Here is a 16,151-nt window from a genome sequence, read left to right on the forward strand (position 1 = left end):
AGCATCATTCCAATACCCGCGCCCGCGTCTCCGCATCCGGCACAAAGCAGGTGTCGTATTTGCCGAAGATGCGGTAGCGGTTGCGGGCGATGAGATTGTAGACGGCGTCGCGCAGCGGCTTTGGCACCGCGAACAGCGCTGTCGTCCAGTGCCAGCCCGGCAGGTGGCTCAGCACCGTCAGCGCGGCGTCGGATTTGAAGTACGCGATGCCGCCATGCACGACCGCGTTGGTATCAGGGTCGGTGGGATCGATGCCGAACGTTCGCGCCAGCCGCGTGCCATAGTCCGATTGGACCGGCGTGAAGCGAAAGCGGCGATCAGAGTCGCGGGCGATGACGAAACGAACCCAGCGCGAGCAGAAGATGCAGACGCCGTCATAGAGGATCACGTCATCGTCGGGCCACTGCATCATCGGTTATCCAGTGTTAGCAACGCCACCAGCATCAGCACGATCGCGGGTCCCGTCTTCACGAGTGCGCCGAGCGGCTCGATCCAGAGATCGGGCGTCAGGATCGCGGTGCCGATCATATAGCCGAGCGAGGCCACGATGCCCGCGATCAGACCGAAGGCGGCGGTGCGACGGAAAGCGATCAGGACGCCGATGCTAATATCCATCAGGCTGGTCAGCACCGTGAACGGCCCAACCAGCGCCGGCGGAAAGTTGCGCGCGCTCAGGATCCCGGCCGCAGCATCGTAGGAGACGAACAGCGCGATGAAGCCCGAGGCGACCCAGAACAGCACCAGGCTCGCGATCACCAGCGCCTTGATCAGGAACAGCCGCGCGAACCATTTGTCCTGGATGGTCGCCGAGCGCTGGCCGACCACCTCCGCCAGTGTCCTTGGCACGATACCCGTCGCCGCCATCCAAGCGCTGGGATCACCGGTGACGCCGCGACGCAGTTCGGCGATCGCCGTGGAGCGGAGGGGCGGCATCCAGCCGAGCCGGTTCACGAGATCGCCGAGCTTCGCACCGAGATCGATCATGAACGCGGGTGGCGTCAGGCGCGGCGTGTCGGCGGTGCCAAAGGAAAAGCGGAACTGCTTGATCACGCCGCCGAGCGTGACCGGCTGCGGCTGCATCAGGTCCCATGTGACGGCGCTCGCCGCGGGATCGGCGATATCGCGCTCGGCAAGCCAGGCGATGGTCGCGGCGATATCCTCCACCGCGATCGGCTGAAACGGTGTCGCCGCATCCTTCTGTGGCAGATCGACCGGCAGCGCCGCCAGCGCGCGCAACATCGCGCTGCCGCCATAGGCCGCCGGCGCCACCACGAAGCCCGGCCGCAGGATCGCGTAAGGAATACCCGAGTCCGCGATCAACCCCTCGGCCTCGCGCTTGGTCACGCTGAACGCGGTGTGGTCGTCCTTGGCCACGCCGGGAATCGAGATGTGGACCAGCCGTATCGCCCGTCCGCTGTCACGGATCCCAGCCAACAGCCGTGCGACGAAATCTCTGTGCACCGCGCCGGTATCGCTGCCCGGGCCGTCCTGCAGCACGCCGAGGCAATTGACGACGACATCGACCTCGCGCTCCCGCAACAATCGCGCCAGCGCCGCCGCATCCAGCGTCATGACCGGCAATTCCAGGTCGAGGGAGCTGCCCCTCTGCGAGGGTGCAAAGCGGCGCGCGATCCCGATCGTCTGGAAACCTCGGATGCGCAAATCATCGGTGACGAAGCGGCCGATCAGCCCGGATGCACCGAGCACAAGTATCCTGCGATCACTCATCCTGCCCCTAAAACGGTCTTGCGATCATCCGCCGCCACCGTAGCCCGGGTGAAGCGCCAGCGTAACCCGGGAGCACTCGCAAACGTTGATGCGCAGGTCCCGGGTTGCGCGGAGCCTGTCATCGGGCGCGCGTTCGCGCGACCCGTTGGCTCCGCCCGGGCTACGCGGCTAAAACGGTCTTGCAATCATCAGCCAGAGAATCAGCATCACCGAGCCGAAGCCGGGAATGCCGAACAGAAACCAGCGGCCGAACAGGGCGAAATAGCGCGGCGGCAGCCTCTCGCTTTTCTCCGCCGCCAGCCTCGCGAGATCGCGCATCTCGATCTGCATGAAGATCACGGGCACCCAGAAGGCTCCTGCGACGACATAGAGCCCGAGCGAGGCAAGCAGCCAGCCCTCGGTAAGCGAAGTCGATGACATCTGCATCAACAGCCCGCCGGTCACCGGCTGCAACAATACCGCCGTCAGCGTGAATACCGCATCGGCGATCACCACCGTCGTCGCCGTGCGCGCGATGAAATCGGCATGGCCACTGCGATGCGCCATCAGCATGAAGAAGGCGATGCCCGTGCCGGTGCCGAGGATGACGATGGCGCCGAGCACATGCAGATATTTGACGAGGAAATAGAGCGTCATCGCTTCCTGACCGCAGCGGCAGGCCGCGCTCTCAGCGCGCGGTCGAGTTCTGCCGTGGCGAGCTTAACGCCATTCTCGCTTTCGGGCAGCCAATGGCCCTCGCCGCCATAGGCCGGCAGGACGTGAAAATCCACCCGCCCACCGGCCTCGCGAAACGCATCGGCAAGCTGGCGCGACAGCGCCGGCGAAAAATAACTGTCATTGGCGGCAACGAGCCATGTCACCGGCACTTTCGCGCCTCGGCCGAACTCGGCCGCGGAAGCGAGCAGGGTATGCGGCGCGCAAACCTGGTTCGGAAAATCATTGACGCGGCCGCCGCGCCCCGGCGCGAAGGCGATGATCGCCAAGATGCTCTTAGAGCCGCCATTGGGGCTCTCGGCGGCAAGCGCCAGCGCCCCCCAGCCACCGGCGGAATGGCTGATGACGACGGCGTGATCCTTCAGGATGAAGGACTGGTCGCTGAGGTAATCGAGTGCGAGCCTGATCTGCCCGGCGGTAGCCCGAGCCGCGCGTGAATAATCCGCCTCGTCGCAGCCGCCCTGGTCTTCCAGGTATGTTCCGCCTGTGGCGCCATGGCCTATCCGCTCCGGCACCAGCACGGCAAAACCGCGTGCGACCAGAAAGCCGGCCAGCGCGCGGTATTCGGGCTGCGGCATCTGTGCCCGACGCAACACGTTCTGCGTCGTGGCATGCGCGCCCAACGCCAGCGGAAACGGCCCTGCGCCCGGCGGGCGAAACAGCAGGGCGCGCGCCGGCCGCGCGGGATCGGGCGACGGCACCAGCCACTGCTGCCGCCGGTTCGGCTCACCCTCCTCGCCTTGCGCCCCCAAGACGGGTTGCGCCGGAGCTGCCCCGGAGCCGAGCGCCGCGGCAACAAGCAGCGCGAAAATCACTTTAAGTGAATGCATCCTTGGCCTGACGCGACCATGCTGGGCAAACAGGATTCGCCGAAAGACGATCTCGCGAATCAATCCCGGGCGCAGTTTTTCACGACACGCTTGCTGACCATATGTCATCAGCGTGACGCCAGCCTGCCCCCGCATCACGAACTGGCCGATTGAAGCTCGCACTGTCCTCTTTCGGTACAAGTCATTCGAAAACTGATGCAGAAAATCCACAGGTTAACCGATAATTAACGATAGAGCTTGAAGGCGGCGCGCCGACTTGCTTTGATTAGACCATGAGCACAACCCTGATAGAGGTCCGGCCGGCCAAGGTTGCGGATGCAGCCGCGGTGGCGGCTACGCATGACGAAGCCTGGCGTTCAGCCTATCAGGGCATCATCCCCGGCGCCGAATTGGAAAAGCTGATCAACCGGCGCGGTCCGCACTGGTGGGACAGTGCGATCCGCAAGGGCAGCCGCGTCAGCGTTCTGGTGTTCGGCGACAAGATCGCAGGCTACGCCAATTACGGTCGTAACCGCGCCCGCAGCCTGCACTTCGAAGGCGAGATCTACGAACTCTATCTGCGGCCGGAATTCCAGGGCCTCGGCTTCGGCCGCCGCCTGTTCAACGCCGCCCGCCGCGACCTCGCGCAGAGCGGGCTGAAGAGCATGGTGGTCTGGGCACTGTCCGACAACGATCCGGCCACGGAGTTTTATCGCGCACTTGGCGGCCGCATGGTGGCGCGCTCCTCCGAAAGGTTCGGGCCGAAATCGCTCGACAAGGTCGCTTTTGCCTGGACCAACTGAGGCTGGGAGCGTCTCCGGGACGGCGCCACGGGTGCGCGTCAACCAATGGCCCAAAAATCCATCATTTTTCCTCGAAAGTTAGATGGATGGGCGGGCCCTGCCCGCGTATGACAGCAGCAATCACTGGTCCTGCCCGGCGCACCTGTGCTGGCAATCACGGAGTTCTCTATGCGTATTGATGCGGTATCGATCGGAGTGAATCCGCCGCATGACGTCAACGTCATCATCGAAGTGCCGGTCGGCGGCGAGCCGATCAAGTATGAAATGGACAAGAAAGCCGGCACGCTGGTGGTCGACCGCTTCCTCTATACGCCGATGCGCTATCCCGGCAATTACGGCTTCATCCCACACACGCTGTCCGACGACGGCGACCCCTGCGACGTCCTGATCGTCAACACCCGCGCCATCGTACCGGGCGCGGTGATGAGCGTGCGGCCGGTCGGCGTGCTGCTGATGGAGGACGAGGCCGGCGGTGACGAGAAGATCCTCGCGGTGCCCTCGTCGAAGCTCACCCAGCGCTACGACAAGGTGAAGAACTACAGCGACCTTCCCCAGATCACGCTGGACCAGATCCAGCATTTCTTCGAGCACTACAAGGATCTCGAGAAAGGCAAATGGGTGAAGCTGCTGCGCTGGGGCGATGCCGATGAAGCGCGCAGGCTGATCACCGAAGGGATCGCGCGCGCGAAGAAATAGCTAGAGCGTTTTCGAGCGAAGTGGATACCGGTTCGCGTGAAGAAAACGCGTCAAAAAACGACAATCTAGAGCTTCGATTCTGATTCAATCAGGACCGGATATGCTCTAGCCGCGTCCCGTACGCGCAGTGCGGCGCCTCCGGGGCATGGGAGTGTCGAGGGGGAACGGATTGCGCCGGCTCATCAAGATCATCGGCAAGGCCCTGCTGCTCCTGGTTGCAGCGGCTCTCGTCCTTGCCGGTGTGCTCGCCTTCAATGTGTTCAGTCGCGGCTCGCGGCAGCTCCAGGTCGCTGCCATCCCGCGCGAAGCCATTGATGCGGAAGCCGCCGCCACCCGGCTGGCCGAGGCGATCCGCTTCAAGACCATCTCGAGCTTCGAAAAGCCCGAACAGCATGCCCAGGCGCTGCGCGGCATGCAGGCGCATATCGAGAAAAGCTTCCCGGCGTTTCATGCCGCCGCCAAGCGCGAGGTCATCGCCGGTCTGAGCCTGCTCTACACCTGGGAAGGCAGCGATCCGCGGGCACAGCCGATCGCCCTGCTCGCGCATCAGGACGTGGTGCCGGTCGCTCCCGGCACCGACAAGGACTGGCAGCAGCCGCCTTATGACGGCGTGATCGCCGACGGCTTCATCTGGGGCCGCGGCTCCTGGGACGACAAGGGCAACCTCTATTCGATGCTGGAGGCTGCGGAGGCGCTCGCAAACGCCGGCTTTCAGCCGAAGCGGACGATCTATTTCGCCTTTGGCCATGATGAGGAGGTCGCGGGCACGCGCGGCGCCAAGGCGATCGCCGCGACGCTCGCCTTGCGCGGGATCAAGCTCGACTTCGTGCTCGACGAGGGCCTGCTCATCACCGACGGCATTATGAAAGGGCTTGCCAAGCCGGCTGCCCTGATCGGCGTCGCGGAAAAAGGCTATGCCACGCTGGTGCTGTCGGCGCAGGCGACGCCCGGCCACTCCTCGATGCCGCCGCGCGAGACCGCGATCGGCATGATGAGCGCGGCGCTCACAAGGCTCGAGGATCACCGCCTGCCGATGCAGATCCGCGCCACGGTGTCGGAGATGTTCGACACGCTGGCGCCCGAGATGAACGGCGTCAACCGCGTGATCCTGTCGAATCTCTGGCTGTTCAAGCCGCTGCTCCTGCGCGAATTCGCGAAGACCGGACCGACGGAAGCGATGGTCCGCACCACTACCGCGCTCACCATCTTCAATGCCGGCGACAAGGACAATGTGCTGCCCGGCCGCGCCGAGGCGACCGTCAATTTCCGCCTGCTTCCCGGCGACACCCAGGCGAGCGTGACCGATCATGTCCGTTCCACCATCGGCAACGATCGCATCTCGATCAAGCCGTTCCCCGGCAACACCGATCCGCCGCCGGTGACCGGCACGGCCGGCGCGTCCTACCAGACGCTCAACCGCACCATCCGCGAGATTTATCCTGACGTCATCGTCGCGCCCGGCCTGATGATCGCCGCGACCGATTCGCGGCACTATGCCGGGATCACCGACAACATCTTCCGCTTCTCCCCGGTACGCGCCAACAGCGAGGACCTGAAGCGCTTCCACGGCACCAACGAACGCCTCAGCATCGAGGGCTATGCCGACATGATCCGGTTCTATCAGCGATTCATCGAGAACAGCGCGGGATAAGCATCCCAGCCGTCATTCCGGGGCGATGCGAAGCATCGAGCCCGGAATCCATCGAGCCGCATGCGCCGGAGGAGAAATGGATTCCGGGCTCGTCCTTCGGACGCCCCGGAATGACGGCGTTTGCCTAAACCCCCGGCGCCGGCAGTTTGGCGATGGCGCAAGCGGCGCGGAGCGTGTTCACCAAAAGGCACGCCACCGTCATCTGCCCGACACCGCCCGGCACCGGCGTGATCGCGCCGGCGACCTTGAGCGCCTCCTGATAGGCGACGTCGCCGACCAGCCGCGGCTTGCCGCCCTCTACCGGAATGCGGTTGATGCCGACATCGATCACGGTCGCGCCCGGCTTGATCCAGTCGCCGCGCACCATCTCGGGCCTGCCGACCGCCGCATAGAGCAGGTCGGCGCCGGCAGCGAGCTTCGGCAGGTCGCGCGAGCGCGAATGCGCGATCGTCACCGTCGCATTCTCGTTCAGGAGCAACTGCACCAGCGGACGCCCGACCAGATTGGAGCGCCCGATCACGAGCGCATTCATGCCTTCGAGCGAGGCATGCACGCTCTTGGTCAGGATGATGCAGCCGAGCGGCGTGCAGGGCGACAGCGCGGCAAAGCCGCCGGCGAGCCGCCCGGCATTGTTCGGATGCAGGCCATCGACGTCCTTGGCCGGATCGATGGCATTGATGATGGTTTCGGTGTGAATCGATTTCGGCAGCGGCAGTTGCACCAGGATGCCGTGCACCGCCGGGTCGCGGTTGAGCTTGCCGATCAGCGCGAGCAGATCGGCCTGCGCGACGTCGGCCGGCAGCTTGTGCTCGAACGAAGCCATGCCGGCAGCCTGCGTCTGCGTGTGCTTGCTGCGGACATAGACCTCGCTCGCGGGATCATTGCCGACCAGGACCACCGCCAGCCCCGGCACCAGCCCCTGCTCGCGCTTGACGCGGGCAACCTCTTCCGCGACGCGTGCGCGGAGGTCGGCTGCAATGGCTTTTCCGTCGATGATGTGAGCCGTCATCTCAGTCCTTCGCGTTGAATGCGGTCAGTTGACGCAAGGTCTCGCCGAGCTGTCGCGGATCGCCCTCGATCGCCACCTGTTTGAGCCGCGACGTGGCGCCCGAGAGGATCTTCACCCGTCCCTTGGGCACGGCCAGCGCCTTGGCGAGCAGTTCCGTCACCGCCCGATTGGCCTCGCCGCCGTCGGCAATGGCGCGGACCCGGACCTTCACCACGCTGCGGCCGTCGGACAGCGTCTCGATGCCATCGATGTCGTCGCGGCCGCCGCGAGGCGTCACGCGCAGTGCGACGCTGATGCCATCGGTGGAATAGCGCCAAGGGAGCTGTGCCAAGGGTCGCTCACCGGCCGAAGGCGCTCAGATCACGTTGGGATAGACGTAGTACATGATCACCCGCTCGATGAACATGATGAGCAGGATCACGATGATCGGCGAGATATCGAGCCCGCCCAGATTCGGCATGATCTTCCGGATCGGCGCCAGCACCGGTTCCGTGATCCGGTACAGGAACTCGGCCACCGCGGATACGAACTGGTTACGCGTGTTCACGACATTGAACGCGACCAGCCACGACAGGATGGCAGCGGCGATCAGGAGCCAGACATAGAGGTCAAGGACAATGATGACGATGTCGAGAATGGCGCGCATGTGGTGGGGGCTCGCGGGTGGGACAGTGAGCTAAATATCGGTTCGCCCCTGTACAAACAAGGGAACTTCCGGACCAAGGTGGCCAAAAACCGGGCGTTTACTGTTCTTGACTTGGGCTTGGGCCGGACGGTAAATGGCGCCGATTGCCGGCCGCATTGCTCAGCACGGACCGGTCTGGACGGGGCCATAGCTCAGCTGGGAGAGCGCATCGTTCGCAATGATGAGGTCGGCGGTTCGATCCCGCCTGGCTCCACCACGCTTCGCCCTTCGGGCTACGCGTGGCGCAGCCGCGCAGAGCCCGAGGGGCGAAGCGTGGTGTCCGGCGAAGCCCAACGGGCGAAGACGGGCTTTTTTGTCCACGAACTAACCTGCCAGCCGGCGCCGTTCGCGCACCCCCTACTCCGCCGCCTCCGACATCACCTCCATCGGCACGCGCGCAAGCCAGTCATTCATGAAATGCTTCAGCCACGCCCGCTCGACCGCGTCATAGACGGCGCGGTCGGCAAAATGCTGATGGCGTGGGCGCGCGCCGGGCGAATCCAGGCGGTCGCCGCCGCGCGTGGTCCAGCAATGCATCATCGCGTAGGTGACGTCAGGATGGAACTGGAAGCCGAAGGCGTGTCCGTACCTGAACGCCTGCACCGGAAAGTCGCCGCCCTCGGCGAGAAGCTCGGCGCCGTCAGGCAGTTCGAATCCCTCGCGGTGCCAGTGGTAGACCTGCTGCGGCCAATAGGGGCAAAGCGCGCGGCCTGCTTCGGTCGGGCGGATCGGATAATAGCCGATCTCGGCGCGGCCTTCCGGATGCGGCGCGACGCTCGCGCCGAGCTGCTTGGCGAGCATCTGGGCCCCCAAGCAGATGCCGAGAAACGGCCGTTGCTCGCGCAGCGGAATCTCGATCCAGTCGATCTCCCGCCGCACAAAATCGTCGCCATCATTGGCGCTCATCGGGCCGCCGAAGATGATGGCGCCCGCGTGCTCGTCAAGCGTCTCGGGAAGCGCATCGCCAAACCGCGGGCGGCGGATATCCAGGGGATGGCCGAGCGCGCACAAGGCGTTGCCGACGCGGCCGGGCTTGGAAGCCTCCTGGTGCAGGACGATCAGGACCGGCAGCAGGGAGGCAGGTCCGGTTGGGGTGACGGCCGCGCGCCTTCCACCGGGGAAAGGCAGCACGACATTGGCTTTTTCAGACCGTGACGACATCGACCTCAAGCGGCATGCAGCAAAGCTGGCAGCATACCTAAGCGATTCTTAATTTCGGGTGAGTTCACGCCAACTCATCGAAAATTTGAAAGCAAATCGCGGGCCAGATTGGAGCGTTTTCGAGCGAAGTGGACACCGGTTCGCATAGCAATCAAGTTTACGCAGATTGCGTAGACTTATCTGCGAAGAAAACGCGTCCAAACAAGAATCTGGCGCCCTCGATCTGCGTCAGCGCCGGCGCAACTGGAAACCGCCGACTGCCGTCAGGATGAAGGAGCGTGGGAAAAATCGGAGCAGGAGCGGCACGAACTTGATGAGGCCGGGAAGCACCGCGCGCTTGTTCGCCATCAAGCCGCCATAGGCCTGTCGCGCGACCTCCGCCGCCGAGACGTTGAGGATCGCGGAGTCAAATCCCGGCGCGAACCCGGCGCGGGCCTGGAATTCCGTCGGCACCGGCCCCGGACAGACCAGGGTGACACGGACGCCGTGCGGCTCGAGCTCCTTGCGTAGCGCCTCCGTGAACGACAGCACATAGGCCTTGGAAGCGTAATAGACCGCCATGCCCGGCCCCGGCAGGAAGCCCGCGATCGAACCGACATTGAGGATGCCGCCGCGATGGCGGATCAGCGAATCGGCAAATCGCAGCGACAGATCGGTCAGCGCGCGGATGTTGACGTTGATGATGTTGAGCTGGTCGGCCCGGTCGCGCTTGTTCGCGTAGCCGAACACGCCGAAGCCAGCATTGTTGACGACATATTCGACCTCGACGCCGGCCTCGGCCAGCGCGGTGGCGATCTTGTCGCCGGCATCTGACTGCTCGAGGTCGCAGGGAATCACGATCGCCGCCGCGCCGCCCTTGGCGGCGATTTCACTGGCGAGCGCCGTGAGGCGATCGGTGCGGCGCGCCACCAACGCCACACGATGACCGTTGGATGCGAAAACTCGCGCCAGCTCGGCGCCTATACCCGCCGATGCACCGGTAATCAGCGTCACACACTCGGTCACGATCGAATGCTCTTAATGAATCACAGGGCCCGTTACGAACGGCCGGACGAGAGCATAGGCTTGTGGTCGGGCGCAAGCCACCCGCGGGCATATCCGCATGCAGCGCCGGCCGCGTTCGCGATCGGAATGCATCATTTTTGGGGCTTATCGCGCAACCGGCCGGTTTGCGCGATGCACATTAAAGTTTCGTCATCTGCACGCTGAAGCGAACAGCCCGCGAACGCCGTGTCAGATTGCCGCGTCGGCAACGCCCCAGGGACCTCGGGGCACGCTCGCTTGCTTTTCGGCTACGCGGCGCTTCAGATCGATGCGATCGCGCGAGGAAACACCCAGGAGATCCGCCGCGCGCCACACCACGTTGTCCTCGAACTCGCTGACCTGGCCGTCGGCATAAACCAGTTCCCACATCATCTCGACGATGCGCAGGCGGCCCTCTTCGTTGACCTGCCGCATGATGACGCTCGTGAAATGATAGAGATCGACCGCCTCGCCTTCGATCCGCGTTGCGGAAGCGATCAATTTGTCCGCGGTGCCGCGATCGAGTCCAAAGCGGCTTTCGATCAGGCTGTGCAGTTTGCGCTTCTCGTTCGCGCTCGGCTCGCCGTCGATCGAGACGACGTGGACGAGCAGCGCAGTGGCGGCAAGACGATAATCATTGTCATCAAACGCCCGATCCGCTTGTGCATCGGGCGACACAATATCGGCAATGAATTGGCGAAGTCCGTCAAGCATCAACGCCTCTATCGATTGACAGTGGATTGGACCTATATGGCGTGGAAACCTGACCCGCGCAATCGCGCCCGTTCTGCGGCCTGCATTACGTTTAGGCAATCTGGGCGCCGGTAAGGCCAAGTTCGCCGTCATTGCGAGCGGAGCGAAGCAATCCATCTCACCACTTGCGGAGGCATGGATTGCTTCGCTTTGCTCGCAATGACGGTTGAAGTCGGCCGCTCAGGGTATCTCGTACACGACCATCTTGTCAGCGATCCCGCGTAGCGCCGCTTCCTTCTGGATCGGCCGGATCTCCGCGTTCTTCAGAATGGAGAGCACTTCCGGCGAATCGATCACCGGCGCAGTGATATGAATTTCCTGCTGAGTCGACAGGCTCTGCACACGTGCGGCGATGTTGACGGTCTGGCCGAAATAATCCTGGCGCTCGTTGAGCATCACTGCGAGGCACGGGCCTTCGTGAATTCCGATCTTGACGATCAGGTCCTCCTTGCCGCGCTCGTCGTTGAGCCGCTTCATCGCCGCGCGCATGCGCAGGCCGGCGGCGAGCGCATGTTCAGGCTTGATGAAGGTCGCCATCACGGCATCGCCAATGGTCTTCACCACCGCGCCGTGCTCGGAAGCGATGATATCGAGCAGCGCATGGAAATGCGCACGCACGAGATCGAAAGCGGCGAGGTCGCCGACCCGCTCATAAAGCGCGGTCGAGCCCTTGAGATCCGTGAACAAAAAAGTCAGCGAGGTGATCTTCAATCGCTGGTCGACGTTGAGATTGTCAGCCTTGAAGACGTCACGGAAGGTCTGGTTGCTCAGCATCCGCTTCGCAGTGAGGATCGGCTTGCGCCTGCCCAGCATCTTGTGCAGCGCGTCGCCGGCAATCCAGACCGATGGCAGCACGCGGACGCCGGCCTGATTTTCCAGCGAAAGTCGCAATGGCCCTGGTCGCAGCACCGTCGTGCCTGTCGGTGCCTTCAGCTTGTTGTAGACGATTGAAAGCTGCTGGCGATCGGTGGTCGGCTCGCCCTGAATGTCAATGAAGTGGGCCGAATGCGTCACCGGCTCGAACACGATGACGTACTGGTTGGGCAAGTTCAGCGACAGGATCGCCTTCTCGCCGGCCGGCAGTTCGAGCGCCTCGAGCGTCGCTTCGTTGATCAGGCGCGAAAACGATTCGTCGTTGATGTCGACACCCGAACTCCAGAACATCTGCCGCACATATTCCCAGATCGGCAGCGTGTTGGGATCATGCGCGCCGATGCGGCGGACTCGTGGGCTGACGGTGAAGGCGACCTCGACCATTTCGTCGACCGAAGCCTCGTAGCCGGCGGCGCAGAGCGCGCAATTATAATCGTCGTGACGCAGCGATTTCAGCGTCGAGTGCGCATCGAGCACCCCGCCGCAGCCAGGACACAGCACGTTCCAGCTCATGTCGAACAGGCCGAGCCGTGACGAGTGGAGGAAACCGGAAATGACCTTTTCCTCGTCGAGCCCGGTACGCCCGGCGAAGTCCAATAGGTTGATGCGGTTGAGATCGCGGTCATGGCCATCGGCAATCAGCCGCGCGATTTCGTCAACGACGGCCGGATCGGCCGTTTGTTTCAACACTGCGAACTGGGCCTGCGTATCGCTCATGGCGGAACCTTAGATGAGATGACCCGCGCCGGAACGCAAGGTCTGATTATCTCGGCTTGATCGTAAACATCGGCGAGCGGTCGGGCTGGGTCGTCACGACCCCGACCGGCATCACCGGCTGCCGGTCGACCAGCGAGACACGGAACGCGCCGATCAGTTTCGCCAGCGCCAGCGTCGCCTCGACCATTGCGAAATGCGCGCCGATGCAGACCCGTGCACCGACGCCGAACGGCAGATAGGCAAAGCGATCGGGCGGCGTGCCGGCCATGAAGCGCGACGGCACGAACGCCGCCGGATCGTGCCAGAGCTTCTCATGCCGGTGCAGCAGCCACGGCGCGATTAGCACCACGTCGTGCTTTTTCACGGGCATGTCGGCGATCGTATCCGCCCCCGCCGCGGCGCGCGCGATCAGGAAGGCCGGCGGATAGAGCCGCATGGTCTCCTCGATGACGGCGCGGGTGAACTTCAGCCGCTCGATCTCGAGCCCACCGCCTGCGGCGACCGCCTTCACCTCGGCGGCGAGATCCTCCTGCGTCGCCGGATCGAGCGAAAGCAGATAGAGCGCCCAGAACAGCGCAGTTGCCGTCGTCTCATGGCCGGCAAGGATCATGGTCGCGATCTCGTCGCCGAGCTGCGCGTCGGTGAAGGCCTGCCCGGTCTCGGGGTCGCGCGCCGCAACCATGAGGTCGAACAGATCGCACGGCGGCGCATCGCTTGTCTTGCCGGCGGCGCGGCGCTCCGCCATCAGCATGGCGACAAAGCCGGTCCAGCGCTTGCGAAAGCGGGCGCGCGCAAAATCCTGCGGGCTCGGCCAGCTCAATGGCAGCAGCATATCGAGGAAGCGTGGCCGCGCCAGCCGCTCGCCATACTCCATGACGAAATCGCGCAAGGTGCCGCCATGGCGGTCCATGCCGAACGAAAACATGGTGCGGCCCGCGATCTCGAGCGTCATCCGCTGCATCGTCTCGCGAAGGTCCACCGGACCATGGCTGGCGGCCTTGAGCTTTCCGATGGTCTCGTCGGTCACGGCGACCATGTGCGGCACCAGCGTCGTGATCGCGCGCGGCGTGAAGGCCGGCGCGAGCGTGCGGCGCTGGTGTTTCCAGGCGCGGCCTTCGGCGATCAGGAGACCTTCGCCGAGCATCGGGCGCAACACCCGGAAGGCGGTCGGCGTGCGCGTATAATTCTCGTAATTGTCGACCAGCACATGCCTGATCGCATCCGGCGTGTTGAGGATGAAGCTGCTGCGGCCGAAGAAGCGGCCGCGGACGATCTCCTCCTCATAGGCGCGCTGGCTCCAGCTTTCGATCGGGCTGCGGCTGATCAGGGTCATGCGCCTGAAGGCGGACAAGTCGTCCGGCGCGCGCGGGGGACAGGGCGGCACCAGCCGCTTCCGCGCAACCGGCAGGTCGTAGACTTCGGCTATGCTCATGGTGCTGCTCCAGTCTCGATCCACCCAGTCTACGCTCTCCATCCGGGGGTGATGAAGCCGTCTTTGGGGAGAGTTCGCCGAACACGCGCATTTGTTACCTCGCCGCCCGCTCCTCGCTCCCGAGCCGGGTTTTTGCGGAATGGAAATGACAGCATGACGACTGGACAATACGGGCGTTTGACGGGCATCACTCGGCTGCCGGAATCAGGCAGCCAACAGAGGACCACGGAACCACCATGACAGCATCGCCGCGACGCCCGAGCCCTGCCTCCGACGGCATCTTGGGGCCGCTTCGGCATTCAGTGTTCCGGCGCATCTGGCTGGCGAGCCTGCTCTCCAACCTCGGGATCCTGATCCAGGGCGTCGGCGCCGCCTGGGCGATGACGCAGATGACATCTGCGGCCGACAAGGTGGCGCTGGTGCAGACCGCCCTGATGCTGCCGGTCATGCTGATCTCGATGCCGGCCGGCGCCATTGCCGACATGCACGACCGCCGGGTCGTGGCGATGGTGTCGCTTCTGATCGCGCTGGCCGGCGCCACGGTTCTGACCGCGCTGGCGTGGCTCGACCGGGTGACCCCGAATATCCTGCTCGCGCTCTGTTTCATCGTCGGCAGCGGCATGGCGCTGTTCGGTCCGGCCTGGCAGTCCTCGGTCAACGAACAGGTACCGCCCGAAACGCTGCCCGCCGCGGTGGCGCTGAACGGCATCAGCTACAACATCGCCCGCAGCTTCGGGCCGGCGATCGGCGGCATCGTGGTCGCAGCCGCGGGCGCGGTGGCCGCCTTTGCGCTCAACGCCCTGTTCTATCTGCCGCTCCTGATCGTGCTGTTCCTCTGGGACCGCGTCAGCGAGCCGTCGCGGCTGCCGCGCGAGCGGCTCAACCGCGCCATCGTCTCGGGCATGCGTTACATCAATCATTCGCCGTCGATCAAGATCGTGCTGACGCGCACGCTGGTCACCGGCATCATCGGCGGCTCGGTCTCCGCGCTGATGCCGCTGGTGGCGCGCGACCTGTTGCATGGCGGCGCGCAGACCTACGGCATCATGCTCGGCGCCTTCGGGATGGGCGCGGTGCTCGGCGCCCTCAATATCGGCGAGGTGCGCAAGCGGATGAGCGGCGAGGCGGCGGTGCGCGTCTGCGCGATCTCGATGGCGGGCGCGATCGCCGCGGTTGCGATCAGCAAGCTGCCGGTGGTGACCGCGGCGGCGCTGGTGCTGGCCGGCGCGGTCTGGATGATGGCGATCGCGCTGTTCAATATCGGCGTGCAACTCTCGGCGCCGCGCTGGGTCGCCGGCCGCTCGCTGGCGGCGTTCCAGGCTGCAATCGCGGGCGGAATCGCGATCGGAAGCTGGGGCTGGGGCCGCCTTACCGATGTCGCCGGCGTCGAGATCGCGCTCCTGGTCTCCGCGGGGCTGATGCTGCTGTCACCGCTGCTTGGCCTGTGGCTCCGGATGCCGCCGGTCGGCGCTCGCAACGAGGACGCCACCGAAATGCTCGCGGATCCCGAGGTCCGGATGCTGCTCACGCCGCGCAGCGGGCCGCTAGTGGTCGAGATCGAGTACCGCGTCGCACAAGAGAACGCGCGCGCCTTCCACAACGTGATGCTGGAGGTGCAGCTCAGCCGGCAGCGCAACGGCGCTTATGGCTGGTCGATCGCGCGCGACATCGCCGATCCCGAATTGTGGACCGAGCGCTATCACTGCCCGACCTGGCTCGACTACTTGCGTCAGCGCAACCGCGCCACCCAATCCGAGCGCGAACTGCATCTGAAGGCGATCGCCTTCCATCTCGGCCCCGAACCGATACGGGTGCGCCGCATGCTGGAGCGTCCTTTCGGCTCGGTGCGCTGGAAGGACGAGACGCCCGACCCCGGAGCCACCGAAGTATTGCCCGTCGTCGCGACCGCAGCCGGCAGCAGCACCTGACTGCCCTGGTCCTCGTAGCCCGGGTGAAGCGTCAGCATAACCCGGGACCGCTCGAGCATGATCCGGAAAAGTGGAGACCGGTTTTCCGAAAAAGATCATGCTCAAACAAAGAGCTAGGCCGTGTGGACAGTTACCTTATCCAGAGCAGAGTGGCGGCAATGGCGACGAC

Annotated in this window: 17 protein-coding genes and 1 tRNA gene; 6 read left to right on the forward strand and 12 right to left on the reverse strand. The window is 64.5% G+C overall.

Annotated features, from left to right (window positions below):
- Positions 1-4: 4 nt before the first annotated feature.
- The 4 genes from AAFX91_RS13945 to AAFX91_RS13960 all read right to left on the reverse strand — a co-directional run bounded on the left by AAFX91_RS13945 (position 5) and on the right by AAFX91_RS13960 (position 3,272).
- Positions 5-412: a thiol-disulfide oxidoreductase DCC family protein gene (locus tag AAFX91_RS13945; protein ID WP_394566857.1), complete on the reverse strand. Its 408-nt coding sequence runs from the start codon at positions 410-412 to the stop codon at positions 5-7.
- A complete protein-coding gene (locus AAFX91_RS13950) occupies positions 409-1,728 on the reverse strand; it encodes an SDR family oxidoreductase (protein ID WP_130583457.1) in 1,320 nt (439 codons plus the stop codon). The genes AAFX91_RS13945 and AAFX91_RS13950 overlap by 4 nt, the downstream gene beginning before the upstream one ends.
- A gap of 168 nt (positions 1,729-1,896) precedes the next feature.
- The gene (locus AAFX91_RS13955; protein ID WP_130583456.1) at positions 1,897-2,364 is read right to left on the reverse strand and encodes a DUF2269 domain-containing protein; all 468 of its coding nucleotides are present in this window, start codon (positions 2,362-2,364) and stop codon (positions 1,897-1,899) included.
- Positions 2,361-3,272 (reverse strand): alpha/beta hydrolase family protein, encoded by a 912-nt coding sequence (locus tag AAFX91_RS13960; protein ID WP_394566858.1) that lies wholly within the window; start codon positions 3,270-3,272, stop codon positions 2,361-2,363. Before AAFX91_RS13960 ends, AAFX91_RS13955 begins: the two co-directional genes overlap by 4 nt.
- Positions 3,273-3,290: 18 nt before the next feature.
- Between AAFX91_RS13960 and AAFX91_RS13965 the strand changes: the two genes are divergently transcribed.
- From AAFX91_RS13965 to AAFX91_RS13980, 4 genes are all read left to right on the forward strand, one after another.
- The gene (locus AAFX91_RS13965; protein ID WP_282531244.1) at positions 3,291-3,425 is read left to right on the forward strand and encodes a hypothetical protein; all 135 of its coding nucleotides are present in this window, start codon (positions 3,291-3,293) and stop codon (positions 3,423-3,425) included.
- A 119-nt stretch (positions 3,426-3,544) separates the two neighbouring features.
- A complete protein-coding gene (locus tag AAFX91_RS13970) occupies positions 3,545-4,054 on the forward strand; it encodes a GNAT family N-acetyltransferase (RefSeq protein ID WP_028165189.1) in 510 nt (169 codons plus the stop codon).
- A gap of 168 nt (positions 4,055-4,222) precedes the next feature.
- Entirely contained in the window at positions 4,223-4,750 is a 528-nt protein-coding gene (ppa, locus tag AAFX91_RS13975) for an inorganic diphosphatase (RefSeq protein ID WP_394566859.1), read from the forward strand.
- Between the two features lie 169 nt (positions 4,751-4,919).
- Positions 4,920-6,401 carry a M20 family peptidase gene (locus AAFX91_RS13980; protein ID WP_130582646.1) on the forward strand — a complete coding sequence of 494 codons (1,482 nt, stop codon included), beginning with the start codon at positions 4,920-4,922 and terminating at the stop codon, positions 6,399-6,401.
- Between the two features lie 124 nt (positions 6,402-6,525).
- On the opposite strand, the gene AAFX91_RS13985 is transcribed toward AAFX91_RS13980, so the two are convergent.
- From AAFX91_RS13985 to AAFX91_RS13995, 3 genes are read right to left on the reverse strand one after another with little or no spacing between them, the layout of a single operon-like run.
- Entirely contained in the window at positions 6,526-7,410 is an 885-nt protein-coding gene (locus AAFX91_RS13985) for a bifunctional methylenetetrahydrofolate dehydrogenase/methenyltetrahydrofolate cyclohydrolase (protein ID WP_130582647.1), read from the reverse strand.
- A 1-nt stretch (position 7,411) separates the two neighbouring features.
- A complete protein-coding gene (locus AAFX91_RS13990; RefSeq protein ID WP_130582648.1) occupies positions 7,412-7,741 on the reverse strand; it encodes a DUF167 domain-containing protein in 330 nt (109 codons plus the stop codon).
- Positions 7,742-7,765: 24 nt separating this feature from the next.
- Positions 7,766-8,056, reverse strand: a complete 291-nt coding sequence (locus AAFX91_RS13995) for a YggT family protein (RefSeq protein WP_028165194.1) — start codon at positions 8,054-8,056, stop codon at positions 7,766-7,768.
- Between the two features lie 180 nt (positions 8,057-8,236).
- Here AAFX91_RS13995 and AAFX91_RS14000 point away from each other — a divergent pair.
- Positions 8,237-8,312 (forward strand) — tRNA-Ala (locus tag AAFX91_RS14000).
- Positions 8,313-8,452: 140 nt separating this feature from the next.
- Here AAFX91_RS14000 and AAFX91_RS14005 read toward each other — a convergent pair.
- From AAFX91_RS14005 to AAFX91_RS14025, 5 genes are all read right to left on the reverse strand, one after another.
- The gene (locus AAFX91_RS14005; protein WP_130582649.1) at positions 8,453-9,256 is read right to left on the reverse strand and encodes a glutamine amidotransferase; all 804 of its coding nucleotides are present in this window, start codon (positions 9,254-9,256) and stop codon (positions 8,453-8,455) included.
- 228 nt (positions 9,257-9,484) lie between these two features.
- The gene (locus tag AAFX91_RS14010) at positions 9,485-10,261 is read right to left on the reverse strand and encodes an SDR family oxidoreductase (RefSeq protein ID WP_130582650.1); all 777 of its coding nucleotides are present in this window, start codon (positions 10,259-10,261) and stop codon (positions 9,485-9,487) included.
- A 228-nt stretch (positions 10,262-10,489) separates the two neighbouring features.
- Entirely contained in the window at positions 10,490-10,993 is a 504-nt protein-coding gene (locus AAFX91_RS14015) for a TerB family tellurite resistance protein (RefSeq protein WP_130582651.1), read from the reverse strand.
- A gap of 219 nt (positions 10,994-11,212) precedes the next feature.
- The gene (locus AAFX91_RS14020) at positions 11,213-12,622 is read right to left on the reverse strand and encodes an adenylate/guanylate cyclase domain-containing protein (RefSeq protein WP_130582652.1); all 1,410 of its coding nucleotides are present in this window, start codon (positions 12,620-12,622) and stop codon (positions 11,213-11,215) included.
- Positions 12,623-12,668: 46 nt separating this feature from the next.
- Complete coding sequence (locus AAFX91_RS14025; protein WP_130582653.1) at positions 12,669-14,054, reverse strand: cytochrome P450; 1,386 nt, start codon at positions 14,052-14,054, stop codon at positions 12,669-12,671.
- 236 nt (positions 14,055-14,290) lie between these two features.
- Between AAFX91_RS14025 and AAFX91_RS14030 the strand changes: the two genes are divergently transcribed.
- A complete protein-coding gene (locus AAFX91_RS14030; protein ID WP_394566860.1) occupies positions 14,291-15,982 on the forward strand; it encodes an MFS transporter in 1,692 nt (563 codons plus the stop codon).
- The last annotated feature ends 169 nt before the right edge of the window (positions 15,983-16,151 follow it).

The organism is Bradyrhizobium sp. 31Argb, from assembly GCF_043638955.1.
Classification (GTDB): domain Bacteria; phylum Pseudomonadota; class Alphaproteobacteria; order Rhizobiales; family Xanthobacteraceae; genus Bradyrhizobium.

Coding starts and splice junctions, on each gene's coding strand:
- AAFX91_RS14015 (WP_130582651.1), bottom strand. CDS start 10,993: ATGCTTGACGGACTTCGCCAATTCATTGCCGATATTGTGTCGCCCGAT.
- AAFX91_RS13960 (WP_394566858.1), bottom strand. CDS start 3,272: ATGCATTCACTTAAAGTGATTTTCGCGCTGCTTGTTGCCGCGGCGCTC.
- AAFX91_RS13995 (WP_028165194.1), bottom strand. CDS start 8,056: ATGCGCGCCATTCTCGACATCGTCATCATTGTCCTTGACCTCTATGTC.
- AAFX91_RS14025 (WP_130582653.1), bottom strand. CDS start 14,054: ATGAGCATAGCCGAAGTCTACGACCTGCCGGTTGCGCGGAAGCGGCTG.
- AAFX91_RS13965 (WP_282531244.1), top strand. CDS start 3,291: ATGCTGGGCAAACAGGATTCGCCGAAAGACGATCTCGCGAATCAATCC.
- AAFX91_RS14020 (WP_130582652.1), bottom strand. CDS start 12,622: ATGAGCGATACGCAGGCCCAGTTCGCAGTGTTGAAACAAACGGCCGAT.
- AAFX91_RS13985 (WP_130582647.1), bottom strand. CDS start 7,410: ATGACGGCTCACATCATCGACGGAAAAGCCATTGCAGCCGACCTCCGC.
- AAFX91_RS13970 (WP_028165189.1), top strand. CDS start 3,545: ATGAGCACAACCCTGATAGAGGTCCGGCCGGCCAAGGTTGCGGATGCA.
- AAFX91_RS13955 (WP_130583456.1), bottom strand. CDS start 2,364: ATGACGCTCTATTTCCTCGTCAAATATCTGCATGTGCTCGGCGCCATC.
- AAFX91_RS13945 (WP_394566857.1), bottom strand. CDS start 412: ATGATGCAGTGGCCCGACGATGACGTGATCCTCTATGACGGCGTCTGC.
- ppa (WP_394566859.1), top strand. CDS start 4,223: ATGCGTATTGATGCGGTATCGATCGGAGTGAATCCGCCGCATGACGTC.
- AAFX91_RS14005 (WP_130582649.1), bottom strand. CDS start 9,256: ATGTCGTCACGGTCTGAAAAAGCCAATGTCGTGCTGCCTTTCCCCGGT.
- AAFX91_RS14030 (WP_394566860.1), top strand. CDS start 14,291: ATGACAGCATCGCCGCGACGCCCGAGCCCTGCCTCCGACGGCATCTTG.
- AAFX91_RS13950 (WP_130583457.1), bottom strand. CDS start 1,728: ATGAGTGATCGCAGGATACTTGTGCTCGGTGCATCCGGGCTGATCGGC.